This window comes from Streptomyces sp. NPDC001153, assembly GCF_053598315.1.
In genome coordinates this window covers 1-23,426 of the sequence record NZ_JBSFJZ010000044.1, presented here as the reverse complement: position 1 = coordinate 23,426, position 23,426 = coordinate 1, and the positions used below count along the sequence as shown (strand labels likewise).

Sequence of the window (23,426 nt, the reverse complement as noted above, 5' to 3'; positions counted from 1 at the left end):
TCCCGCCGTCCAAATGACGGACGGGCCATGTCATCACCTGGGACGAGGAGTAGGGTGCCCGCATGTCTCGCAGCATCGATCTCGCAGTGATCCCCGGGGACGGCATCGGACAGGAAGTCGTGTCCGAGGGTCTCAAGGTCCTCTCCGCCGTCCTGCCCGAGGACGTGAAGCTGGAGACCAAGGAGTACGACTTCGGCGCCCGGCGCTACCACGCCACCGGTGAGACCCTCACCGACGCCGACCTCGACGCGCTGAAGCAGCACGACGCCATCCTGCTCGGCGCCATCGGCGACCCGTCGGTGCCGTCCGGCGTCCTGGAGCGCGGCTTCCTCCTCAAGCTCCGCTTCGCCTTCGACCACCACGTCAACCTGCGCCCGTCGAAGCTCCTGCCCGGTGTCGCCACCCCGCTCGCCGGCCAGCCGGAGATCGACTTCGTCGTGGTCCGCGAGGGCACCGAGGGCCCGTACACCGGCAACGGCGGCACCATCCGCAAGGGCACCGAGCACGAGGTCGCCACCGAGGTCTCCGTCAACACCGCCTTCGGTGTCGAGCGCGTGGTCCGCGACGCCTTCGCCCGCGCCCAGGCCCGCCCGCGCAAGAAGCTCACGCTCGTCCACAAGAACAACGTGCTGGCCTTCGCGGGTCACCTGTGGACGAACGTCTTCAACAAGGTGGCCAAGGAGTTCCCCGAGGTCACCACCGACTACATCCACGTCGACGCCGCGACCATCTACCTGGTCACCGACCCGGGCCGCTTCGACGTGATCGTCACCGACAACCTCTTCGGCGACATCATCACCGACCTCGCCGCGGCCGTCTCCGGCGGCATCGGCGTGGCCGCGAGCGGGAACATCAACCCCTCCCGCGAGTTCCCCTCGATGTTCGAGCCGGTCCACGGTTCCGCGCCCGACATCGCCGGCCAGGGCAAGGCCGACCCCACCGCCACGGTCCTGTCCGTCGCCCTGCTGCTGCGCCACCTCGGCTACGGCGCCGAGGCCGACCGCATCGACGCGGCGGTCGCCGCGGACCTGACCGAGCGGGCCGCCCTGGGTGCCCGCAGCACCTCGCAGATCGGCGACGCGCTCGCCGCCCGAGTAGCCGGCTGACCCGGCGCTCACTCACGAGAGGCCGCCGGGTCGGACGACCGCCCGGCGGCTTTCCCATGTCCCCGCCGGGTGCCACCATCGACCCCGGGCCGCTTTCACCCCCATTCCTTCCGCCGCGGGGCCCGCGCGATAATCGGACGCGGAGCCGCGGCATGAGGGAAAGCTCGGACGTCCTCGCACTGGCAGGTCGCAGTGACGGGGCGTGAGCGCGGCCCGTCACAACAACCGGTGAAGGACACATCACTCATGACGACGCCCACGATCGAGCTCAAGCCCTCCGCCAGCCCCCTCGCCGCCGCAGAGCGCGAGGCGATCCTGGCCAACCCCGGGTTCGGCCGCCACTTCACCGACCACATGGTGACGATCAAGTGGACGGAGGGCCGCGGCTGGCACGACGCCCAGCTCGTCCCGTACGGGCCGATCTCCCTCGACCCCTCCACCCATGTCCTGCACTACGGCCAGGAGATCTTCGAGGGACTGAAGGCCTACCGCCAGCCCGACGGCTCGATCGCGCTGTTCCGCCCCGAGGCGAACGCCCGCCGTTTCCGTAACTCCGCCCGCCGCATGGCCATGGCCGAGCTGCCCGAGGAGCTGTTCATCGCCGCGCTGGACGCGCTGCTCACCCAGGACGCCGACTGGGTTCCGCCGCACGGTGGCGAACAGTCCCTGTACCTGCGCCCCTTCATGTTCGCCACGGAGGCCGCGCTCGGCGTGCACCCGGCGAACGAGTACCTGTTCATGCTCATCGCCTCGCCCTCCGGCGCGTACTTCGCCGGTGGCGTCAAGCCGGTCACCATCTGGGTCTCCGAGGACCACGTCCGCGCCGTCCCCGGCGGCACCGGCGACGCCAAGACCGGCGGCAACTACGCCGCCTCCCTGCTTCCGCAGGCCGAGGCCGCCGCGCACGGCTGCGACCAGGTCGTCTACCTCGACGCGGTCACCCGCACCAAGGTCGAGGAGAGCGGCAGCATGAACGTCGCCTTCGTCTACGGCGACCGGATCGTCACCCCCGAGCTGACCGGATCGATCCTCGAGGGCATCACCCGCGACTCCCTCCTGCAGGTCGCCCGCGACCTCGGCTACACCGCCGAGGAAGGCGTGGTCACCCTGGAGCAGTGGCGCGCGGACGCGGCCTCCGGTGCCCTCACCGAGGTCTTCGCCTGCGGCACCGCCGCCGTCGTCACGCCCATCGGCCACGTCAAGACCAGGACGGACGCCTGGACCCACGGCGACGGCACCCCCGGCGAGGTCACCCTCCGCCTGCGCGAGGCCCTGCTCGGCATCCAGCGCGGCGTGACGGAGGACAAGCACAGCTGGATGCACAAGATCGGCTGACGTCCGCTTCACCGGCTGCCCGACGGGAGTGAAGGGTGCGCGCGTTCGAGGCGTACCCCCGCTCCCGCCCGGGTATCCACCCCTTCCGCGGGGGCGCGCGCCCCCGCGGACACGCATCCGGGGTGACACCCGACAGGGGGGAGGGGCGCACGTGAACGCATGGTCGCCGGTGCCACGACTGCGCTGGTTACTGCGCGCGTTACGCACCCCGCGCCGTCCGCAGAGCGTCACCGCGCTGGCGGCCCTGGCCGGCTGCGCCGCCCTGCTGCTGTGGACCGCTCACGGCATGGACGCCTACCAGCAGAACCTCGCCCTCAACCTCGGCACCGACCTCGTCGGCGTGGTCGTCACCGTGTTCGTGATCGGGCCGCTGATCTCCCGTGCCCAGGAAGGCCGGGTGCGTGAGCACACCCGGCTGGACTACGAGTGGTTCGCCTCCCAGGTGCACGGCGCCACGGCCTGCGTGAAGGTGCTGGACACCTTCTCCAACCTGTTCGGGCCGCAGTTCTCCGAGCGTCTCTTCCGGGGGATCAAAGCGGCCACCGCGCACGGGGCGCGGGTGCAGATCCTGCTGCTGGACCCCGACTCGCTCGCCGTCATCCTGCGCGGCCGTGAACTGGGCGAGCAGAGCGCCGACATCCGCCGCGACATCATGCGCAACCTGCGCACCCTGGACCACTTCGCGCGCCGCCTGGACGACACCTCCCGCGCCCTGCTCGAGGTCCGCCTGTGCCAGACGTCCCCCGGTGTGACGCTCTACCGCTGGGACGAGCGCTGTCTGGTCTCCTTCCTGACGGTGGGCCGGCTCTCCGGCGAGGGCGTCCAGCTGGAGGTCGCCGTCCGCTCCCCGCTCGGCACCTTCGTGGAGCAGCGCTTCGACGAGCTGTGGGGGCAGAGCAAGCCGATGGAGCAGTTCAACCGACTGCCGCTCACGCTGGTCGACGCCTCCGACGGCCGCCGGGAGTTCCGCTGCCCGTTCGTGTCCGTCGAGGACCGCCTGTACGTGGCCGGGCCCGACCTGGTGTCGTACCTGGCCCGGCACCGCCTCGACCAACTCTCCGCCCACAGCGCCGCCTTGGCCGTACCGGGCGGGCACGAGCTGATCGTGGTCGACGACGAAAGTCCGCTGCACGCGCTACTCATCCAGCATTTCGCGGAGAAGTACGATGCGTCAGCGGCCGCCTTCGTAGAGCTGCGACCGCCGGTCCTGGTCACGGAATAGCGGACCCGGCACAGAATAGAGGCCCTGGCACAGATGAGTTCAGCGCTCCACCCCGCTTGGGACGCGAGACCCCGGTATCGCGCCTTCACCCCCCGTGACCTGGACGGACTGCTGGACCGGGTGTCCCTGCCGCCCGCCGAGCGGCTCGCGCTGCGGGCCGTGTCGGCGGTCCTGCCCTTCCGCACGAACTCCTACGTCGTGGACGAACTGATCGACTGGTCGGCCGTCCCCGACGACCCCGTCTTCCGGCTGACCTTCCCGCAGAGCGGCATGCTGCCCGCGCACGAGCTGCGCCGGATGGCGGACCTGCTCGCGCAGGACGCGCCCGACGCCGAGGTCCGGCGCGCCGCGCACGAGATCCGGATGCGGCTCAACCCGCACCCCTCCGGCCAGCTCGACGCCAACGTCCCCGTGCACGAGGGCCGCCGCCTGACGGGGCTACAGCACAAGTACGACGAGACGGTGCTGGTCTTCCCGCGGCAGGGCCAGACCTGCCACGCCTACTGCACCTACTGCTTCCGCTGGCCGCAGTTCGTCGGCGAGTCCGAGCTGCGCATCGCCACCGACGACATCGCCGCCACCAGCGCGTATCTGCGTGCCCACCCCGAGGTGAGCAGCACGCTCATCACCGGCGGCGACCCGCTGGTGATGAGCACCGAGGTGCTGCGCCGCTATGTGGAGCCGCTGCTTGGGATCGACACCGTCCGCTCGGTCCGGATCGGCACCAAGGCGCTCGCCTTCTGGCCGTACCGCTTCCTGGCCGACCGGGACGCCGACGACCTGTTGCGGCTCTTCGAGAAGGTCGTCGCCAGTGGCCGCCACCTGGCGCTCATGGCCCACTTCACGCACCCGCGGGAACTGCGCCCGCCGGTGGTGCGGGAGGCGATGCGCCGGGTGCGGGACACCGGCGCCGTGATCCGCTGCCAGGGGCCGCTGGTCGCCGGGATCAACGACAGCGCCGAGGCGTGGGCGGAGCTGTGGGAGGAGACGACCGCGCTGGGGGCGGTGCCGTACTACCAGTTCGTGGAGCGGGACACCGGCCCGCAGGGCTACTTCGGGGTGCCGCTGGCCCGCGGTCACGCGATCTTCCGTGACGCCTACGCCCGGGTCTCCGGGCTCGCCCGCACGGTGCGCGGACCGGTGATGTCGGCGATGCCGGGCAAGGTCTGCGTGGACGGCGTCGCCGAGGTGGCGGGCGAGAAGGTCTTCGTGCTCCACCTCATCCAGGCCCGTGACCCGGAGCTGGTGGACCGGCCGTTCTTCGCCGCGTACGACGAGGGCGCGACCTGGTTCACCGACCTGAAGCCGGCGTTCGGCGCGGACCGTTTCCTGCCGGGCCTGGAGGCGGGGTGACCGCCTGGCGCCCGCTCTCCGCGCCGACCGGTTCCTGTGCGGCCTCGACGCGGGCCGATGCCTGCTGCCGGGGCGCCAGGATCAGGTAGATCAGGCCGCCGACCGCGCCCGACAGCAGGAAGCTGCAGTCCACGCCGCCGGTCAGGCGCAGCAGCGGGCCCTGGTACGACGGCAGGGACACCGCCAGCAGACCGACGCCGGCGCCCAGGGCCCAGGAGACGGTCGCCCGGATGTTCCAGCCGGCCCGGTACCAGTAGATTCCGCCCCGCGAACGGCGGTTGAAGACCTGCAGGGCGTCGGCGTCGTACACACCCCGGCAGCGGGCGAAGCCGATGAGGGTGATCACGGCCCACGGGGTGCCGATGGCGGTGAGGAGCAGGACGAAGGACGTCATCGCGGACTGGGCGTTCCAGGCGTAGTGGCCGACGAACACGCAGGCCGTGGCGACGATCGCGACCGTGTAGGTGGCGCGGGCGCGGGAGGCCCGGGGCAGGATGGCGTCCAGGTCCAGGCCCATGGAGTACAGCATGAGACCGGCGTTGCCGACCGAGCCGGCCGAGGCGGACAGCAGCAGCGGGATCAGGTACCAGGTGGGCGAGGCCGCGACCAGCGGACCGGCGTAGTCGAGCGCCGCGTGGGCGCCGTACGCCGTGAACGTGCCGAACAGCTGCGGCACCAGCAGGCCCAGGGTCAGGCCCAGCCAAGTGGCCCTCAGGACGCGGCGGCCCGAGTGCCGGACGGGGGAGATGTAGCGGGTGTAGTCGCCGAGCAGGGTGATGAAGGCGATGGGACCGGACAGGCCGGCGGCCACGGCCGACAGGAACCAGGTCGGCCAGAAGGAGCCGAGCAGATAGCCGCCCGCCTGGGGCATGGCCGCGGTGGTGAAGTGCGGGGCGTAGGCGAGGACGCCGAGCAGCAGCAGGACGGTCATGGCGATGGACAGGACCTTGGACATGTTCAGCAGCACCCGGTAGCCGTACACCGCGCCCGCGACCGTGGCGCCGGCCAGCAGCGCGTAGACGACGGCGTACGACGCCCCGTCCGCGGGCAGGCCGAACATCCGGCCGAGCACGCCGATCATCACGTCGCCGCCGATCCACACGGTCAGAGCGGTGTACCCGAGGGCGAGCAGCAGGCCGACGACCGAGCCGACCAGCCGGCCCCGGACCCCGAACTGGGCGCCGGAGGAGGTGGAGAGGTTGGTCGCGGTGCGCAGGGAGATCAGGGCCAGCGGTGCCGTCACCGCCGTACCGACGATCGTGCCCGCCACGATCGAGCTGACCGACGCCCACCAGCCGAGCCCGAAGGACGGCGGCAGCCAGCCGAAGATGATCACCCCGAGGCAGAGGTTGGAGCCGAGCAGGATCGAGACGAGGTCGCGCGGACCGCTGGTCCGCTCCTCGTCCGGGATGGTGTCGACTCCGCGCTGTTCTATCGGCATGGCTGGTCTCCTTCGACTCCCGCCGTTCAGTTTGAGCGACGTTCAATGTCTGTGAAGCTGAGCCGACAGTCAATGCTTCAGTTTCACGAATTCTGTGTTTAGAGTGGTGTTCTAAAGTATGGAAGGCAAGGAGGTGCCGCGTCGTGAGACTGACCCCTACGGAACGTGACCGGCTGCTGCTCTTCGGAGCCGCCGAGCTGGCCCGGGCCCGCCGGGCGCGCGGCCTCAGGCTCAACGTGCCGGAGGCGACCGCGCTGATCGCGGACACGGTGTGCGAGGCGGCCCGGGACGGCCGGCGGCTCGCCGAGGCCATCGAGGCGGCCCGCTGCGTGCTGGGCCCGGGGGACGTCCTGCCGGGTGTCGCCGACGTCGTCACCGAGGTGATGGTCGAGGCGGTCTTCGACGACGGCTCCCGGCTCGCGGTGGTCTCCGACCCCATCGGCGGCGGCCTCGGCGACCAGGCACCGGGCGCGCTGCTCCCGGCGCCCGAGCACGCCGAGCCCGGGGCGGTCGTACGGCTCACGGTCACCAACACGGCGACCGTGCCGGTCTCCGTCACCTCCCACTTCCACTTCTTCGAGGCCAACCCGCGGCTGGACTTCGCCCGGGAGAGGGCCTACGGGATGCGGCTCGCCGTCCCCGCGGGCTCCTCGGTGCGCTTCGGCCCCGGCGAGAGCGTCGAGGTGGGACTGGTGCCGATCGGCGGCGACCGGATCGCGATCGGCTTCGCCGGACTGGTCGACGGGCCGCTGGACGCGCCCGGCGCGAAGGAGGAGGCCCTGCGCAGGGCCGAAGCCTGCGGATACCTGGGAGCGGAGAACCGATGAACCCCTACGAGTACGCGGCCACCCACGGCCCCCGCGCCGGCGACCGCATCCGCCTCGGCGACTCCGGGCTCACGATCCGCGTGGAGTCCGACTCGCAGCGCCACGGCGACGAGTTCCTGGCCGGCTTCGGCAAGACCGCCCGCGACGGACTGCACCTGAAGGCCGCCGCCGTCCGTGAGACCTGTGACGTCGTCATCAGCAACGTCGTCGTGATCGACCCGGTGCAGGGCATCCGCAAGGTCTCCATCGGCATCCGGGAGGGCCGGATCTGCTCGATCGGGCGGGCCGGCAATCCCGACACCCTCGACGGCGTCGACGTCGTCGTCGGCACGGGCACGTCGATCGTCTCCGGCGAGGGGCTGATCGCCACCGCAGGGGCCGTCGACACCCATGTCCACCTGCTGTCGCCGCGCATCATGGAGGCCTCCCTCGCCTCCGGCGTGACCACGGTCATCGGCCAGGAGTTCGGCCCCGTGTGGGGCGTCGGCGTCAACTCGCCCTGGGCGCTGCGCCACGCCTTCAACGCCTTCGACGCCTGGCCGGTCAACATCGGCTTCCTGGGCCGGGGTTCGTCGTCCCACAGCGCTCCTCTGGTCGAGGCGCTGGCCGAGGGCGGCGCGTCCGGCTTCAAGGTGCACGAGGACATGGGCGCCCACACCCGGGCCCTGGACACCGCCCTGCGGGTCGCCGAGGAGCACGACGTCCAGGTCGCCCTGCACAGCGACGGCCTGAACGAGTGCCTGTCGGTGGAGGACACCCTGAAGGTGCTTCAGGGCCGGACCATCCACGCCTTCCACATCGAGGGCTGCGGCGGCGGACACGTGCCCAACGTGCTGAAGATGGCCGGTGTCCCCAACGTCATCGGCTCCTCCACCAACCCCACCCTGCCCTTCGGCCGGGACGCGGTCGCCGAGCACTACGGCATGATCGTCTCCGTCCACGACCTCAAGCCCGACCTGCCCGGCGACGCCGCCATGGCCCGCGACCGCATCCGCGCCGGCACCATGGGCGCCGAGGACGTGCTGCACGACCTGGGCGCGATCGGCATCACCTCCTCCGACGCCCAGGGCATGGGCCGCGCCGGTGAGACGGTCCGCCGCACCTTCGCCATGGCCGGCAAGATGAAGGCCGAACTGGGCCCGATGGACGGCGACGGCGAGGGCGACGACAACGCCCGCGTCCTGCGCTACATGGCGAAGCTCACCATCAACCCCGCCATCGCGCACGGCCTCTCCCACGAGGTCGGCTCGATCGAGGCCGGCAAGCTCGCCGACATCGTGCTGTGGCGCCCGGAGTACTTCGGTGCCAAGCCGCAGCTCGTGCTCAAGGCCGGCTTCCCGGCGTACGGCGTGACCGGCGACCCCAACGCGGCCACCGACACCTGCGAACCCCTCGTGCTGGGCCCGCAGTTCGGCTCCTACGGCGCCACGGCGGCCGACATCTCGGTCGCGTTCGTCGCCCGGGCGGCCCTGGACCAGGGCAACGACACGATGCCCACGAGGCGCAGAAGGGTCGCCGTGCGCGGCACCCGGGGCATCGGCCCGGCCGACCTGCGGCTGAACGCCCGCATCGGAGCGGTCGACGTCGACCAGCGCACCGGCCTGGTCACCCTCGACGGCGACCCGCTGCGCTCCGAGCCCGCCGACTCCGTCTCCCTCAACCGCCTCTACTTCCTCTGACCGCCTGACACAAGGATCCGGGAACCCATATGACCACCCCCGCCGCCGACGGCTTCCGTATGCCCGCCGAGTGGACCCCGCACGAGCGCACCTGGATGGCGTGGCCGGGGCCCAACCCCACCTTCGACGACCCGGACGACCTCGCCGCCTCCCGCGCCGCCTGGGCCTCGGTGGCCCGTGCGATCCGCCGCTTCGAGCCGGTGACGGTCGTCTGCGGTCCCGGTCAGTCGGCGCAGGCGCAGGCGCTGCTCGGCCCGGACATCGACACCGTCGAACGCGACCTGGACGACGCCTGGATGCGGGACATCGGCCCCACCTTCCTGACCAACGGCCGAGGCGAACTGGCCGCCGTGGACTGGACGTTCAACGGCTGGGGGGCGCAGGACTGGGCCCGCTGGGAGCACGACTCCAAGATCGCCGCGTATGTCTCCGACCTCGCGGGCGCGAAGACGTACGCCTCGAGGCTGGTCAACGAGGGCGGCGCGATCCATGTCGACGGCGAGGGCACCGTGCTGCTCACCGAGACCGTGCAGCTCGGCCCCGAGCGCAACCCGCACTGGTCGAAGGAGGAGGCCGAGGCGGAGATCCACGCCCACCTCGGCACGGAGAAGGCGATCTGGCTGCCGCGCGGCCTCACCGGCGACTACCCGCCCCATGGCTTCGGCACGCTGGGCCACGTCGACATCGTGGCCGCCTTCGCCCGGCCGGGTGTCGTGGTGGCGCACTCCCAGCCGGACCCGGCCCACCCCGACCACGAGGTCACCAAGGAGGTCATCGGCATCCTGAAGTCGGCGACCGACGCGCGCGGCCGCAGGCTGGAGGTCGTGGAGGTGCCCGCACCGACCGCCCTGGAGGCCGACGGCCACTGGGCCGACTACTCCTACATCAACCACTACATCTGCAACGGCGGCCTGGTGCTGTGCGGCTTCGACGACCCGCGCGACGAGATCGCCGCCGGGATCTTCCGCCGCCTCTTCCCCGAGCGGACGGTGACCCTGGTGGACGCTCGTACGATCTTCGCGGGTGGGGGCGGCATCCACTGCATCACCCAGCAGCAGCCGAAGGTCCGGTGACGGCCGCGGTCAGGTAGAACATACGCGTGGATGTACTGCTCTGCGCCGCGTGCGGCCACCGGCTGACCGACCCCGTCCGGCTCCTCGCCGAGATCCCCGAGCCCCCGGGATGGGACGGCCTGCCGGGACCCGACGGACTGCGCCGGGCTCCGGCATCGATGCCGCGGGGCACCTACGCCGTCGACCCGTTGCCGCACGGGGCCCCGTTCGTACCCGTCCCGGACGACGAGGAGTACGACGGCGTGGTGCCCGGCGGGAAGTGGATGTCCGACGAGCGTGGATTCCTCGTCTCGGCCGGGCCGCGCGGCACGTACGTCCTGCATCCGCTCGACGTGGTCGAACTGGATGCCCATCCCGACGTCATGCGCGGCATGGGCTGCTGTGGTCCCGACGGGGAGCACGGCGTCAACCGGGTGTGCGTGTGCGGTGCCGAGGTGGCGATCGCAGCCGCGGACTGCACCACCGAGTACGCGACCCGGTTCGTCCCCGACGCCGTACGAAGGGTCCCGGCATGACCGAGCCCCCGTCCCCCCGCCGCCGCACCCCCGCCCCGCCCCGCGAGGACGTCCTCGCCGCCGCCATGGACATGATCGCCGAGCGCGGTCTGGAGAAGCTCACCATGGCGGCGCTCGGCCGCGAGGTCGGGATGAGCAGCGGCCATCTCCTGTACTACTTCCACTCCAAGGACGAACTGCTGCTGCGGACCCTGGAATGGAGCGAGGGCCGGCTCGGTGCGGCGCGGGGCCGGTTGCTCACCGGTACCGGTACCGCGAGCGAGCGTCTTTCCGCCTACGTCGACCTGTACGTCCCCGACGGCCACCGCGACCCGCACTGGACGCTGTGGCTGGAGGTCTGGAACCGCTCGCAGAACGCCGACGACGACGCGCGTGCCCGGCAGGCGGCCATCGAGGGTGCGTGGCACCGCGATCTGGTCGCGCTGATCGCCGAGGGCGTGTCGCGCGGGGAGTTCCGGCGGGTGGACGCGGACCGCTTCGCGGCGAGGCTGCGCGCGCTGCTCGACGGGTTCTCCATCCATGTGGCCATCGGGTTGCGCGGCACGGACCGGGACCAAGTGCTCGTGCATGTGAGGGAGTTCATCGCCGACTCGCTCCTGGTGCCGGCCGGGTGAAGGAATCGTCCGCTCCGGTGCCGGGCAGGTACCGGCGCATGGGACGACAACACTGGAAGAGGATCTGGGTCGGTTCGGCGGGCAACATGGTCGAGTGGTTCGACTGGTTCGTGTACGCGAGCTTCGCCACCTACTTCGCCGGCGCGTTCTTCCCGAGCGGCAACCCCACCGCCCAGCTCATGAACACCGCCGGCATCTTCGCCGTCGGGTTCTTCATGCGCCCCGTGGGCGGCTGGCTGCTGGGGCGGGTCGGCGACCGCAAGGGCCGCAAGGCGGCACTGACGCTGACCGTCACGCTGATGTCCGCGTCGGCGATCCTCATCGCCGTCGCCCCGACCTACGCGGTCGCCGGCTACGGCGGCGCGCTCGTGCTGCTCGTCGCCCGACTGCTGCAGGGTCTGTCGGTGGGCGGCGAGTACGCGGCCAGCGCCACCTATCTGACCGAGGCCTCGGACCCGAACCGGCGCGGGTTCGCCTCCAGCTTCCAGTACGTCTCCATGACCGCGGGGCAGATCGTCGGCCTCGGGCTGCTGATCATCCTGCAACACACCATGTCCGACGCCGCCCTGCACGGCTACGGCTGGCGCATCCCGTTCGTCGTGGGCGCGCTCGGCGCGGCGATCGTCTTCTATCTGCGGCGCACCATGCTGGAGACCGAGGTGTACGAGGAGGACGCCTCTCACGCCGAGGAGCGCGGCACCCTGCGCGCCCTGTGGCAGCACCGGCGGGAGGCGTTCCTGGTCATCGCCCTCACCATGGGCGGCACGGTCGCGTACTACACGTACACCACCTATCTGACCAAGTACCTGTCCAACTCGGCCGGACTGTCCAAGCAGACGGCGACGCTGGTGTCCTTCACCGCGCTGATCGTCTTCGCCTGCCTCCAGCCGCTCGCCGGCGCCCTGTCGGACCGGATCGGGCGCCGCCCGCTGCTCATCGCCTTCGCGGTCGGCTCCACCGTCCTCACCGTGCCGATCATGACCCTGCTCAAGCACGCGGGCAGCTTCTGGCCGGCCCTCGGTCTCGCCCTGCTCGCGCTGGTCGTCGTCACCGGCTACACCTCGATCAACGCCTGTGTGAAAGCCGAGCTGTTCCCGACCGGGGTGCGCGCCCTCGGCGTGGCCCTGCCGTACGCCATCGCCAACGCCCTCTTCGGCGGCACGGCGGAATACGTCGCCCTGTGGTTCAAGCACGCCGGGATCGAGTCCGGCTTCTCCTGGTACGTGGCGGGCTGCGCCGCCGTGTCGCTGCTGGTGTACGTCACCATGCGGGAGACGAAGGACCTGGACCTCGCCCGGATGAGGGACCGTACGGATTCCAGTGTGACGACCGCATCCTGAGACGGTCGGGGAGCCGGGGGCGGGGGTGTGCCAGACTGCCCCCGTGCTCTCGTTCGCCATGATTATGGGCAGCAGGCGCGCCGGTCCGCAGTGACCACCTCGTACGACCAGGTGCGGGTGGCCACCGTCGTCCTCGACCCGCGCGCAGACCTCTCGCACCCGCGAGGGGTTTTTTCGTTTTCCGGCCCACCTTCAGCCGGGGAACGGGGGCGCGAGGGACCATTGGGGGGACGGTGGAGCCGGTCATTCCGGTAAGACCGAAGATCCACAACAGGAGCCTTGACACCATGACCGAGACGGCAACCAGCGAGCTCGACGACTCGTTCCACGTCTTCGACACCACGCTGCGCGACGGCGCGCAGCGCGAGGGAATCAACCTCACTGTCGCGGACAAGCTCGCCATCGCACGGCACCTGGACGACTTCGGCGTGGGCTTCATCGAGGGCGGCTGGCCCGGCGCGAACCCCCGCGACACCGAGTTCTTCGCCCGCGCACAGGCCGAGATCGACTTCAGGCACGCCCAGCTGGTCGCCTTCGGCGCCACCCGCCGCGCGGGTGCGAAAGCCGCCGAGGACCCGCAGGTCAGGGCCCTGCTCGAGTCCGGCGCCCCGGTGATCACCCTGGTCGCCAAGTCGCACGACCGGCATGTGGAACTGGCGCTGCGCACCACGCTCGACGAGAACCTGGAGATGGTCCGCGACACGGTGTCGTACCTGAAGGACCAGGGCCGCCGGGTCTTCGTCGACTGCGAGCACTTCTTCGACGGCTACCGCGCCAACTCCGAGTACGCCAAGGCCGTCGTCCGTACGGCCGCCGAGGCCGGCGCCGATGTCGTCATCCTCTGTGACACCAACGGCGGCATGCTCCCCGCCCAGATCCACGCCGTCGTCGCCACCGTCCTCGCCGACACCGGCGCCCGGCTCGGCATCCACGCCCAGGACGACACCGGCTGCGCGGTCGCCAACACGCTGGCCGCCGTCGACGCGGGCGCCACCCACGTGCAGTGCACCGCCAACGGCTACGGCGAGCGGGTCGGCAACGCCAACCTCTTCCCGGTCGTCGCCGCCCTGGAGCTGAAGTACGGCAAGAAGGTGCTGCCCGACGGCAAGCTCCGCGAGACGACCCGGATCTCGCACGCCATCGCCGAGGTCGTCAACCTGACCCCCTCCACCCATCAGCCGTACGTGGGCGTGTCGGCCTTCGCGCACAAGGCCGGCCTGCACGCCTCCGCGATCAAGGTCGACCCGGACCTGTACCAGCACATCGACCCCGAGCTGGTCGGCAACACCATGCGCATGCTGGTCTCCGACATGGCGGGCCGCGCCTCCGTCGAGCTCAAGGGCAAGGAGCTCGGCATCGACCTCGGCGGCGACCGGGAACTGGTCGGCCGGGTGGTCGAGCGGGTGAAGGAGCGCGAGCTCAAGGGCTACACCTACGAGGCGGCGGACGCCAGCTTCGAGCTGCTGCTGCGGGCCGAGGTCGAGGGCCGCCCGCTGAAGTACTTCGACGTGGAGTCCTGGCGGGCCATCGTCGAGGACCGCCCCGACGGCACGCACGCCAACGAGGCCACGGTGAAGCTGTGGGCCAAGAGCGAGCGGATCGTCGCCACGGCGGAGGGCAACGGCCCGGTCAACGCCCTGGACCGCGCGCTGCGCGTGGCCCTGGAGAAGATCTACCCGCAGCTCGCCAAGCTGGACCTGGTCGACTACAAGGTCCGCATCCTGGAGGGCGTGCACGGCACCTCCTCCACCACCCGAGTCCTGATCTCCACCTCGGACGGCTCCGGCGAGTGGTCCACGGTCGGCGTGGCGGAGAACGTCATCGCCGCGTCCTGGCAGGCCCTGGAGGACGCGTACACGTACGGGCTGCTGCGGGCGGGGGTGACACCGGCGGAGTAGCTCCGCCGGTCCGGCGGGGGCGCCTTCCGGTGAGCGGCGCCCCCCGCTGGGCTACGGCGCGCGCCAGATGTTGTCGAACGCCGCGTTCTCTATGCGTCGGCGCTCCCGTACGGCCCCCAGCTCGGTCACCGCGTCGCCGACCGCCAGGAGCACCGTGACGACCGCCTCGTCGCCGGGCTCCTCCTCGGGCGGCCGCTCGCCCTGGATGCCCAGGGTGGCGGCGAGCCCGGTGAGGACCGGCTCGCGGGACCACCAACGGGCTGCTGCGGGCGGGGTGGCACCGACGGAGTAGCTCCGCCGGTTCGGGGGCGCCAGCGCCCCCCCGCTGGGCTACGGCGCGCGCCAGATGTTGTCGAACGCCGCGTTCTCGATGCGTCGGCGCTCCCGTACGGCCCCCAGCTCGGTCACCGCGTCGCCGACCGCCAGGAGCACCGTGACGACCGCCTCGTCGCCGGGCTCCTCCTCGGGCGGCCGCTCGCCCTGGATGCCCAGGGTGGCGGCGAGCCCGGTGAGGACCGGCTCGCGGGACCACCAGCGGTCGGCGGCATGGCGCCGGGCCGGGGTGTCGGCGGCGGCCGCCTTGTCGGCCCGGTGCGGCCAGCGGTGCCGCTTCCCGGAGAGCTGGCCGCCGGTGTCCAGGACGTCGCGGTAGGCCGTGGCCAGCCCCTCGCCCCGGCGCCACAGCCAGTCCTCGACCGTCTCGTACGGCGCCTCGCGCACGAGCGCGGCCCCGGCCTCGTCCAGCATCCGGTCGCCCGTGGTCAGCACGGGCCCGGGCACGATGCGCTCGCCGTCCAGGGTGAGCGCCCGCGCCCCGAGCAGGTCGACCAGCTCGGCCCCCGCGAGTGCCAGCGACAGATCGCCCGGCTCGACGGGGTGATCGCCGGGCACGTCGAGGCTGACGAGGAACAGATCCTGCGGTGTGGTCATACCTCATGGTCCCCCAGCCGCCGGGCGGGCGCCGCTCAGCGGCGCCCGCGGGTGAACCGCACCCGTCGGGGACGGCCTGGTGGGGTGCGCTACTGCAGGTGCCACTTCTGGTTCGCGGCCCCGGTGCACGACCAGATCTGTGCCCGCGCCCCGTTCGCCGACGAGTTGTCGGTCACGTCGAGGCACTTGTTCGCGGCGAGGTTCACGACGTCCCCGGTGGACGCGTTGTACGACCACCGCTGGGCGCCGGTGCCGTTGCAGTCGTACAACTGCGCCTTGGCGCCGTCCGCGGTCGAACCCGACGTCACGTCCAGGCACTTGCCGAGCGCCTGGACGGACCCGTCGGCCGCCACCGTCCACTGCTGGGCGGCGGTGCCGTTGCAGTCGTAGAGCTGCACGGCCGTGCCGTTGGCGCTCGAACCGCCCGCCACGTCCAGGCACTTGCCGGCCAGGCCGACGAAGGAGCCGGTCCGTGCGCCGCCGTCGGACTGGGTGCCGGACCAGGTGAAGGTGGCCGAGGTCCTGCCGGGCAGCGAGTAAGTGGCGTGCTGGGAGCCCCAGTCGATGGTGACGGTCTGCGCCGAGGAGGAGCCGTTGTACGCGATCAGCGCCTTGCTGCCGTCGGGGTTGCGCCAGGCCACGTTCGGCACGGTGGTGGACGCCGTGGAGGCGATCCGCTGGGCGCCCGGCCGGACGAACTTGGTCAGCTGGCCCATGTCGTAGTACTCGACGGTGTAGTCCACGGTGCCGCTCTGCCCGTCCCCGTTGTGCACGGTGATCAGGCCTGTGCAGGTGCCGCAACCGCCGTTGTGGGGGCCGCCGTTCTGGTCCACGGCCAGCGACCACTTGGTCACCGACTTCGCCCAGTTGCGGGTGTAGTCGATGATGTTGGACATGTCCTCGCGCTGCTGGTCGGCGATCCAGGTGCCACCGGAGTGCTCGGTGCCGAACGCGTCCAGCGAGGGGTACTGGTCGTGCACGGTCGTCTGCTTGGCGACGTCACCGCCGTAGCCGTGCCAGGCGATCCCGCCGAAGTTGGGGTGGTTGCGGATCGCCGGGTCGTCCACGGACTGGGCCGCGTAGGAGTCGTAGGTGTCCCAGTTCCAGTCGTGGGCCAGCACCTTGGTGTTCAGCCCCGCCGACTGCAGCTGCGGCAGCAGGTCGTTCTTGAGGAAATACTGGATGCCGGACGCGTTCCAGCTCATCGAGGGGTAGCCGGAACAGCAGGTCGGCTCGTTCTGCGGGGTGACGTACGAGACGTCGATCCCCTGGTCCCTGTACGCCTGGAGGTACTTCACGAAGTAGCCGGCGTACGCCCCGTAGTCCTCGGCCTTCAGCCAGCCGCCGTTCAGCGAGCCGCTGTCCTTCATCCAGGCCGGGGCGGTCCAGGGGGAGGCCATCACCGTCAGCGACGGGTTCAGCTGGAGCGCCTGTTTGGTGAGCGGCACGACGTCCGCGAGGTCGTGCGCGATCGAGAACCTGGCCAGGTTCGCGTCCGTCTGGCCGGACGGCACGTCGTCGTACGTGTAGCCGTACCGCGCGAGGTCGGAGGCGCCCATCGGGTTGCGCAGGAACGACAGTCCGATGCCGTCCGTCGGCGAGAACAGCTTGCGCATGGTCGCGTCCCGGGTCGCCTGCGACAGCGCGCCGCTGCTGTTCATCAGCCAGGCCGCGGTGTCCGTGAAGGACGCGCCGCCGCCGGTGAAGGTCTGGTAGCGGGTGTTCTCGTCCACGGTGATGTTCGTGCCGCCGCCGCCCGTGCCGGACTGGAAGGCGAACGGCGTCTGCGGCTCGAGGCCGCGCACGACATGCCGGCCGGCCGAGTCGTCGGTGGTGGTGAGCCAGGCCGTGACCTGCTCGCCGGCCGCGTGCGCGGGGGGTACGGCGGCAAAGAGGCCGGTGGCGGAGAGCAGCCCGGCCAGCAGCAGCCGGACCGTGCGGGGGGTTCTCCTCATGTGCGTCGCCCTTCAACTGACGTGCACTCTTGACGGGTTGGGGAGCCGTTAGTTAACTCACGGCGTGATCTAAGCCATGAGTGAACCATGAGAGCCGAGGGAAGGTCCATGCCGAGAACCGCCCTGCTCGTCTCCGGGGCCCTGCTCGCCGCCCTGTTGCCCCTGTCCGCCGCGGCGCACGCCGCCGACGACCCCGCGGCCGTCCCCGTCGACCGCTTCGAGGGCGAGGTCCCCTTCGCCGCCCAGCCCGCCGACGGCATCTTCACCTGGGGAAGCGACGCCGACGACCCGCCCGCCCTGCACCTCACCGACCGCGCCGACGCCCCCGAGGGCGCCAAGGTCCTCACCGGCACCTACGACATCAGCGGCTACGGCGGCTTCACCCACGACTTCGCCGCCGGCCAACCCGCCCACGACTGGTCCGCCCACCAGGGCATCCGCTTCTGGTGGGAGGGCCGGGACAACGGCCGGAAGATCGCCTTCGAGATCAAGGACGGCGGCGCCAACGGCGAGGCATCCGAACTCTGGACGACGTCCTTCACCGACGACTTCACCGGCTGGAAGCAGATCGAGCTCCCCTTCACCGACTTCACCTACCGCACCGACTACCAGCCCGTCGGCGGCATCGACCATGTCCTCGGCCTCACACAGATGTGGGGGTACGCCGTCACGCTCCCGGCCGGCACCAAGGGCGACTTCGCCATGGACGACGTCGAGCTGTACGGAAAGGCAGACCAGTCGCTGCGCGCCTCCGTCAGCACCGACGCGGCCGTCTACCCGGTCGAACAGGGCGGCACCGCCGCGGTCAAGGTCACCCTGGCCACGACCGGGGACCGGCCCGTCGACGACCCGGTGACGGTCACCTACGCGACCGGGGGCGGCACCGCCACCGCCGGCCGGGACTACACCCCGACCGAAGGCACCCTGACCTTCCCCGCCGGTACCGCGTCCGGCACCTCGCGGACGATCGAGGTGCCCACACGGAAGAACCGGTCCGCGGCGCCCGCCAGGACCATCCCGCTCAAGCTCACGGTCACCGGCGCCAAGGCGCCCGCCGAGACCCCGCAGGTCGTCGTCGACGCCCACGGACTGCCGTACCTGAACAGCAGGTTGCCCGTGCGGAAGCGCGTCGCGGACCTGCTGTCCCGCATGTCCCTTCAGGAGAAGGCCGGGCAGATGACCCAGGCCGAGCGCGGGGCCGTCGGGACCGGGGGCGACATCGCCGCGTACGACCTCGGCTCGCTGCTCTCCGGTGGCGGCTCCACGCCCACGCCCAACACCCCCGAGGCCTGGGCGAGGATGGTCGACGGCTTCCAGCTCCGGGCGCAGGCGACCCGCTTCCAGATCCCGCTGATCTACGGCGTCGACGCGGTCCACGGCCACAACAACCTGGCCGGCGCCACGATCATGCCGCACAACATCGGCATCGGCGCGAGCCGGGATCCCCGACTGGCCGAGAGGACAGGGGCGGTGACGGCCGCCGAGGTCCGAGCCACCGGCATCCCCTGGGACTTCGCGCCCTGCCTGTGCGTGAGCCGTGACGAACGCTGGGGCCGCTCCTACGAGTCCTTCGGCGAGGACCCCGCCCTCGTGCAGTCCATGGAGACCATCATCCAGGGCCTGCAGGGCCGGGCCGACGGACGGGACCTGAGCCGAAACGACAAGGTGCTCGCCACCGCCAAGCACTTCGTCGGCGACGGAGGCACCGCGTACGGCTCCTCGACCACCGGCACCTACACCATCGACCAGGGCGTCACCACGGTCACCCGGCAGCAGCTTCAGGACATCCACCTGGCGCCGTACCGGACCGCCGTCGAGCGGGGCATCGGCACGGTCATGCCGTCGTACTCCTCCCTCGACATCGTCGGGGACGGCCAGGGCGCGGTGAAGATGCACGCCCGCGGCGACATGATCAACGGCGTGCTCAAGGGCCGGATGGGCTTCGGCGGCTTCGTCATCAGCGACTGGAACGCCATCGACCAGCTCCCCGGCGACTACGCCACCCACGTCCGCACGGCGGTGAACGCGGGCGTCGACATGATGATGGTGCCGTACGGCTACAAGGACTTCAGCGGCACCCTCGTCGACGAGGTGAAGGCGGGCCGGATCAGCGAGAGGCGGATCGACGACGCCGTCTCCCGCATCCTCACCCAGAAGTTCAGGCTGGGGCTGTTCGAACACCCCTACGCCGACACGTCCGGCGCCGCCGCCATCGGCTCCCCGGCTCACCGGGCGGTCGCCCGCCAGGCCGCCGCCGAGTCGCAGGTGCTGCTGAAGAACAGCGGCGGGCTGCTGCCGCTGAGGAAGAGCGAGAAGGTGTACGTCGCCGGGTCCAACGCCGACGACCTCGGCAACCAGACCGGCGGCTGGACCCTCACCTGGCAGGGCGCGTCCGGCACCCACACCCGGGGCACGACCATCCTGCAGGGCATGCGCGCGGCCGGCGGGAACGTCACCTACTCCAAGGACGCCTCCGCGCCGACGGACGGCTACGACGCCGGCGTGGTCGTCGTCGGCGAGACCCCGTACGCCGAGGGCGTCGGCGACGTCGGCAACGGGCACTCGCTGCAGCTGTCGGCGGCCGACCAGGCGGCCGTGGACAAGGTGTGCGCGGCCATGAAGTGCGCGGTGCTGATCGTCTCCGGCCGCCCGCAGCTCGTCGGCGACCGGCTCGGCAGGATCGACGCGCTGGTCGCCTCCTGGCTGCCCGGCACCGAGGGCGAGGGCGTGGCCGACGTCCTCTACGGCAACCGCCCCTTCACCGGACAGCTCCCGGTGACCTGGCCGAGGTCCGAGTCCCAGCTGCCGATCAACGTCGGCGACGCGTCGTACGACCCGCAGTTCCCCTACGGCTGGGGCCTGACCACGCTCACCGGCGTTCCGAGCGGCGGCACGGCCACCCTGAAGGCGCTGGGTGCGGCGGCGACGGCGGCCGAGCGCAGGGGCGACGCCCGGGCCGGCCGTGAGCTGGTCACCAAGGCGCGGCTGCTGGTCCAGCAGAAGACCGGCGACCGGATGACACCGGCGGAGGCCAGACCCTTCGCCGACGCCGACCACCTGCTGCTGACCGGACGGTACGGAAAGGCGGTGGAGAAGCTCATCGAGGCCTACGGGGCCGCGTAGACCCGAACGGTATGACCGATTAGGGGAGGCTTCGGGTAGCTTCGAAGGATGAAGGCCGTCCTGCGGACCCGAAGCCTCCCAGCCCTGCTGCTGGCCGCCCTCGCCCTGGTCGTCGCCACCGTCTTCGCGCCCGGAGCGAGCGCGGACACCAGCGTCTCCGCCATCGCCCAGGCCCTCCGCACGAGCCCGGTCTACGTCGACCCGGCCGCCTCGGCCCAGCTGCCGAAGGCGGACGCCGACGCGCTCGCGAAACGCATCAAGGAAGCGAACAAACCACTGTTCGTCGCGGTGCTCCCGGCCGGCTACCCGACCCGGAACCTCTTCTCCGACCTGCGCGCGGCCACCGGCGTCACCGGCCTGTACGGCATCCGCCTCGGCGACCGCTTCGACGCCCGCGCCGACTCCTCCGTCATGTCGGCGACGGCCCGGCGGAACCTGGTCACGAGCGTCCAGGGCGAGCCGGCGGGGGCCCAGCTCACCGACTTCACCGACCGCGCCCTGGCCACCATGCACGGCCACGCCCCGTCGAGCTGGGGCGGCTCCGCCGGGGGATCCTCCGGCACGGCCGCCCTGATCGCGGTGGCCGCGGTGCTGGTGGTGGGCGGTGCGGGCGCCTACGCACTGGTGCGCCGCAGCCGCAGGCGGCGCGCCGAGGAGCAGCGGGCCGCCCTGGACCGCCTCCGGGTGGTCGTGGACGAGGACATCACCGCCTACGGTGAGGAGCTGGACCGCCTCGACTTCCAGCCGGCCGAGCCGGGCGCCGACGACGCGATGCGCGCGGACTACGAACACGCCCTCGACGCCTACGAGACCGCCAAGCAGCGCATGGCGCAGGCGAGCCGCCCGGAGGACGTGCGCACGGTCACCGAGGCCCTGGAGGACGGCCGCTTCTCCCTGGCCCGGCTGGCCGCCCGCCGAGAGGGCAGGCCCTTGCCCGAGCGCCGCCCGCCCTGCTTCTTCGACCCCCGGCACGGCCCCTCCGTGGCCGACGCCACCTGGACCCCGCCCGGCGGTGCCCCGCGCCAGGTCCCCGTCTGCGCGGCCGACGCCACCCGGCTGGCCGACGGACGCGACCCGGTCATCCGCGAGGTCGACACGGACCACGGCCGCCGCCCCTACTGGGACGCGGGCCCCGCCTACGGCCCCTGGGCGGGCGGCTACTTCGGCGGCGGCATCCTGCCCGGCCTGCTCGTCGGCACCCTCCTCGGCAGCATGATGGCCACGCCCTCGTACGCGGCCGACTACGGCACCGGATACGGCGACTTCGGCCCCGGCGGTGACTTCGGGGGCGACTACCAGGGCGGCGACGTCTCCGGCACGGACTTCGACGCCGGGGATTTCGGCGGCGGGTTCGGGGACGGCGGGGACTTCGGCGGCGGAGGGGGCGACGGCGGGGGCGACTTCGGCGGGGGGTTCTGAACGCCGGATCCGCCTCAACCGGACCTGCCGGGATCCGGCGCCATGCTCGCCGGACACGCGAGCGCCCGCCTCCCGTTTCCGGGGAGCGGGCGCGCTCGGGGTGGTGCCGGCCGGAACGCCGGAGGCTCAGGCCTGCTTGATCGCCGAGATGTCGAAGTGCAGCTTGATCTTGTCGGAGACGAGCATCCCGCCGGTCTCCAGCGCCGCGTTCCAGGTGAGGCCCCACTCGGAGCGCAGGATCTCGGCCTTGCCCTCGAAGCCCACGCGCTCGTTGCCGAACGGGTCCTTCGCGGCGCCGTTGAACTCCAGGTCGATGGTGATCGGCTTGGTCACGCCGAGGAGGGAGAGGTCGCCGGTGATGCGGTAGTCGTCGCCGCCCAGGGCCTCCGCCTTGGTGGAGCGGAAGGTCATGACCGGGAACTCGTCGATCTTGAAGAAGTCGGACGACTTCAGGTGACCGTCGCGGTCGGCGTTGCCGGTCTCGACGCTCTCCACCTTGACGTCGAGCGCGGCGGTGGAGTTGCTGGGGTCGGCCCCGTCCAGGTGCAGGGTGCCGGAGAAGTCCTGGAAGGCTCCCTTGACGTTGGTGACCATCGCGTGGCGCGCCACGAAACCGATCGTGGTGTGCGCCGGGTCGATGGTGTAGTCGCCGGTCAGCGCGGTCAGGTCGGCGCCGGCGGCAGGGGCCTGCGGGGTGTTCTCTTTGCGGCTGAAGATGCCCATGTCGTTCTCCTGAAGTTTCTGTTTAACGTTCAACGAACCCAACGGATTCGACGGTAGACCTATTCCGTTCAGTTTTCAACATCATCCGCAGGGTGACTTCGCGATAACGTCTGGTGATCACATGCCCCTGGAGTCGACCGGTACGGTAGGGAAGTGGAGATCCCTCCGGCGGTCCGCCGTCCGAGGCTCCGTGTCACCCCGGCGATGGCATGCGCCAGCCACGAATGTGAGGTGGCTCTCAGGTGACGTCTTTGTGGCTCCCCTACAACCCCGACGCCCTGTGAGCAGTCGGAACGGCTGCACGCGGTCATGGTTCTGTTCACTGCTACCAGGAAAACGGGCCGGAGACTGTACGGAGTCAACGGCTCGCTTTCCTTGGTGTCCTTCGTAAGGTCGCTACATGACCGTTTTGGAAGAGACGACGGGTGAGCCGACCGGTGAGCCGACGGACGCACGCGGACGGGTCGCCGAGCTGCACGACATTCGTGCCCGGGCCGTGGCCGGCCCCAGCGAGAAGGCGACCGAGGCGCAGCATGCCAAGGGCAAGCTGACGGCGCGGGAGCGGATCGAGCTGCTCCTGGACCCGGGGTCCTTCCAGGAGGTCGAGCAGCTGCGCCGGCACCGTGCGCAGGGTTTCGGCCTGGAGGCGAAGAAGCCGTACACCGACGGTGTCATCACCGGCTGGGGCACGGTGGAGGGCCGTACCGTCTTCGTCTACGCGCATGACTTCCGGATCTTCGGCGGCGCGCTGGGCGAGGCCCACGCCACCAAGATCCACAAGATCATGGACATGGCCATCGCGGCCGGTGCCCCGCTGGTGTCGCTCAACGACGGCGCGGGCGCCCGGATCCAGGAGGGCGTCTCGGCGCTGGC

The 23,426-nt window shown here is 71.3% G+C and carries 18 protein-coding genes; 14 read left to right on the top strand and 4 right to left on the bottom strand.

From position 1 onward, the window contains the following. Positions 1 to 62 precede the first annotated feature (62 nt). The 4 genes from ACWDEN_RS37390 to ACWDEN_RS37375 all read left to right on the top strand — a co-directional run bounded on the left by ACWDEN_RS37390 (position 63) and on the right by ACWDEN_RS37375 (position 5,016). Positions 63 to 1,106 (top strand): 3-isopropylmalate dehydrogenase, encoded by a 1,044-nt coding sequence (locus ACWDEN_RS37390; RefSeq protein WP_351617000.1) that lies wholly within the window; start codon positions 63 to 65, stop codon positions 1,104 to 1,106. 246 nt (positions 1,107 to 1,352) lie between these two features. Beyond that, positions 1,353 to 2,441, top strand: coding sequence for a branched-chain amino acid aminotransferase (locus ACWDEN_RS37385; protein WP_351616997.1), 1,089 nt, complete (start codon positions 1,353 to 1,355; stop codon positions 2,439 to 2,441). Positions 2,442 to 2,592: 151 nt separating this feature from the next. Next, a complete protein-coding gene (locus ACWDEN_RS37380; protein ID WP_351616994.1) occupies positions 2,593 to 3,663 on the top strand; it encodes a hypothetical protein in 1,071 nt (356 codons plus the stop codon). Between the two features lie 33 nt (positions 3,664 to 3,696). Beyond that, entirely contained in the window at positions 3,697 to 5,016 is a 1,320-nt protein-coding gene (locus tag ACWDEN_RS37375; protein ID WP_351616991.1) for a KamA family radical SAM protein, read from the top strand. Here the strand turns inward: ACWDEN_RS37375 and ACWDEN_RS37370 are convergent. Further along, the gene (locus tag ACWDEN_RS37370) at positions 4,955 to 6,457 is read right to left on the bottom strand and encodes a cytosine permease (RefSeq protein ID WP_351616988.1); all 1,503 of its coding nucleotides are present in this window, start codon (positions 6,455 to 6,457) and stop codon (positions 4,955 to 4,957) included. The genes ACWDEN_RS37375 and ACWDEN_RS37370 overlap by 62 nt on opposite strands. 143 nt (positions 6,458 to 6,600) lie before the next feature. Here ACWDEN_RS37370 and ureA point away from each other — a divergent pair, with 143 nt between their 5' ends. The 7 genes from ureA to cimA all read left to right on the top strand — a co-directional run bounded on the left by ureA (position 6,601) and on the right by cimA (position 14,403). Then, the gene (ureA, locus tag ACWDEN_RS37365) at positions 6,601 to 7,284 is read left to right on the top strand and encodes an urease subunit gamma (protein WP_351616985.1); all 684 of its coding nucleotides are present in this window, start codon (positions 6,601 to 6,603) and stop codon (positions 7,282 to 7,284) included. Continuing rightward, positions 7,281 to 8,963 carry an urease subunit alpha gene (locus tag ACWDEN_RS37360; protein WP_351616982.1) on the top strand — a complete coding sequence of 561 codons (1,683 nt, stop codon included), beginning with the start codon at positions 7,281 to 7,283 and terminating at the stop codon, positions 8,961 to 8,963. Before ureA ends, ACWDEN_RS37360 begins: the two co-directional genes overlap by 4 nt. A gap of 29 nt (positions 8,964 to 8,992) precedes the next feature. Next, on the top strand, positions 8,993 to 10,036 hold the full coding sequence (locus ACWDEN_RS37355) for an agmatine deiminase family protein (RefSeq protein WP_351616979.1): 1,044 nt from the start codon (positions 8,993 to 8,995) through the stop codon (positions 10,034 to 10,036). A 26-nt stretch (positions 10,037 to 10,062) separates the two neighbouring features. Next, a complete protein-coding gene (locus tag ACWDEN_RS37350) occupies positions 10,063 to 10,551 on the top strand; it encodes a hypothetical protein (RefSeq protein ID WP_351616976.1) in 489 nt (162 codons plus the stop codon). After that, positions 10,548 to 11,165 (top strand): TetR/AcrR family transcriptional regulator, encoded by a 618-nt coding sequence (locus ACWDEN_RS37345; protein ID WP_450862373.1) that lies wholly within the window; start codon positions 10,548 to 10,550, stop codon positions 11,163 to 11,165. The genes ACWDEN_RS37350 and ACWDEN_RS37345 overlap by 4 nt, the downstream gene beginning before the upstream one ends. 38 nt (positions 11,166 to 11,203) lie before the next feature. Continuing rightward, a complete protein-coding gene (locus ACWDEN_RS37340; RefSeq protein ID WP_351616970.1) occupies positions 11,204 to 12,505 on the top strand; it encodes an MFS transporter in 1,302 nt (433 codons plus the stop codon). 287 nt (positions 12,506 to 12,792) lie between these two features. Beyond that, complete coding sequence (gene cimA, locus ACWDEN_RS37335) at positions 12,793 to 14,403, top strand: citramalate synthase (RefSeq protein ID WP_450862371.1); 1,611 nt, start codon at positions 12,793 to 12,795, stop codon at positions 14,401 to 14,403. A 330-nt stretch (positions 14,404 to 14,733) separates the two neighbouring features. Here cimA and ACWDEN_RS37330 read toward each other — a convergent pair whose 3' ends face one another. Next, entirely contained in the window at positions 14,734 to 15,333 is a 600-nt protein-coding gene (locus ACWDEN_RS37330) for a GOLPH3/VPS74 family protein (RefSeq protein ID WP_450862369.1), read from the bottom strand. Between the two features lie 89 nt (positions 15,334 to 15,422). Beyond that, positions 15,423 to 17,288: a ricin-type beta-trefoil lectin domain protein gene (locus tag ACWDEN_RS37325; RefSeq protein ID WP_450862367.1), complete on the bottom strand. Its 1,866-nt coding sequence runs from the start codon at positions 17,286 to 17,288 to the stop codon at positions 15,423 to 15,425. Positions 17,289 to 17,396: 108 nt separating this feature from the next. Here ACWDEN_RS37325 and ACWDEN_RS37320 point away from each other — a divergent pair, with 108 nt between their 5' ends. Then, complete coding sequence (locus tag ACWDEN_RS37320; protein ID WP_450862365.1) at positions 17,397 to 20,411, top strand: glycoside hydrolase family 3 N-terminal domain-containing protein; 3,015 nt, start codon at positions 17,397 to 17,399, stop codon at positions 20,409 to 20,411. Positions 20,412 to 20,459: 48 nt separating this feature from the next. Continuing rightward, positions 20,460 to 21,830, top strand: a complete 1,371-nt coding sequence (locus ACWDEN_RS37315) for a hypothetical protein (protein ID WP_450862363.1) — start codon at positions 20,460 to 20,462, stop codon at positions 21,828 to 21,830. 126 nt (positions 21,831 to 21,956) lie between these two features. Here the strand turns inward: ACWDEN_RS37315 and ACWDEN_RS37310 are convergent, their stop codons facing one another. Further along, positions 21,957 to 22,553: a YceI family protein gene (locus ACWDEN_RS37310; RefSeq protein ID WP_351616954.1), complete on the bottom strand. Its 597-nt coding sequence runs from the start codon at positions 22,551 to 22,553 to the stop codon at positions 21,957 to 21,959. Between the two features lie 400 nt (positions 22,554 to 22,953). On the opposite strand from ACWDEN_RS37310, the gene ACWDEN_RS37305 reads away from it, so the two are divergent. Beyond that, a partial coding sequence (locus ACWDEN_RS37305; RefSeq protein ID WP_450862361.1) for a carboxyl transferase domain-containing protein occupies positions 22,954 to 23,426 on the top strand: 473 nt, incomplete at its 3' end.

What these genes read in the sequence shown, in the direction of transcription:
- ACWDEN_RS37390 (WP_351617000.1), top strand. Translation starts at nt 63, where the DNA reads ATGTCTCGCAGCATCGATCTCGCAGTGATCCCCGGGGACGGCATCGGA.
- ACWDEN_RS37385 (WP_351616997.1), top strand. Translation starts at nt 1,353, where the DNA reads ATGACGACGCCCACGATCGAGCTCAAGCCCTCCGCCAGCCCCCTCGCC.
- ACWDEN_RS37375 (WP_351616991.1), top strand. Translation starts at nt 3,697, where the DNA reads ATGAGTTCAGCGCTCCACCCCGCTTGGGACGCGAGACCCCGGTATCGC.
- ACWDEN_RS37370 (WP_351616988.1), bottom strand. Translation starts at nt 6,457, where the DNA reads ATGCCGATAGAACAGCGCGGAGTCGACACCATCCCGGACGAGGAGCGG.
- ACWDEN_RS37360 (WP_351616982.1), top strand. Translation starts at nt 7,281, where the DNA reads ATGAACCCCTACGAGTACGCGGCCACCCACGGCCCCCGCGCCGGCGAC.
- ACWDEN_RS37355 (WP_351616979.1), top strand. Translation starts at nt 8,993, where the DNA reads ATGACCACCCCCGCCGCCGACGGCTTCCGTATGCCCGCCGAGTGGACC.
- ACWDEN_RS37345 (WP_450862373.1), top strand. Translation starts at nt 10,548, where the DNA reads ATGACCGAGCCCCCGTCCCCCCGCCGCCGCACCCCCGCCCCGCCCCGC.
- ACWDEN_RS37340 (WP_351616970.1), top strand. Translation starts at nt 11,204, where the DNA reads ATGGGACGACAACACTGGAAGAGGATCTGGGTCGGTTCGGCGGGCAAC.
- cimA (WP_450862371.1), top strand. Translation starts at nt 12,793, where the DNA reads ATGACCGAGACGGCAACCAGCGAGCTCGACGACTCGTTCCACGTCTTC.
- ACWDEN_RS37330 (WP_450862369.1), bottom strand. Translation starts at nt 15,333, where the DNA reads ATGACCACACCGCAGGATCTGTTCCTCGTCAGCCTCGACGTGCCCGGC.
- ACWDEN_RS37325 (WP_450862367.1), bottom strand. Translation starts at nt 17,288, where the DNA reads ATGAGGAGAACCCCCCGCACGGTCCGGCTGCTGCTGGCCGGGCTGCTC.
- ACWDEN_RS37320 (WP_450862365.1), top strand. Translation starts at nt 17,397, where the DNA reads ATGCCGAGAACCGCCCTGCTCGTCTCCGGGGCCCTGCTCGCCGCCCTG.
- ACWDEN_RS37315 (WP_450862363.1), top strand. Translation starts at nt 20,460, where the DNA reads ATGAAGGCCGTCCTGCGGACCCGAAGCCTCCCAGCCCTGCTGCTGGCC.
- ACWDEN_RS37310 (WP_351616954.1), bottom strand. Translation starts at nt 22,553, where the DNA reads ATGGGCATCTTCAGCCGCAAAGAGAACACCCCGCAGGCCCCTGCCGCC.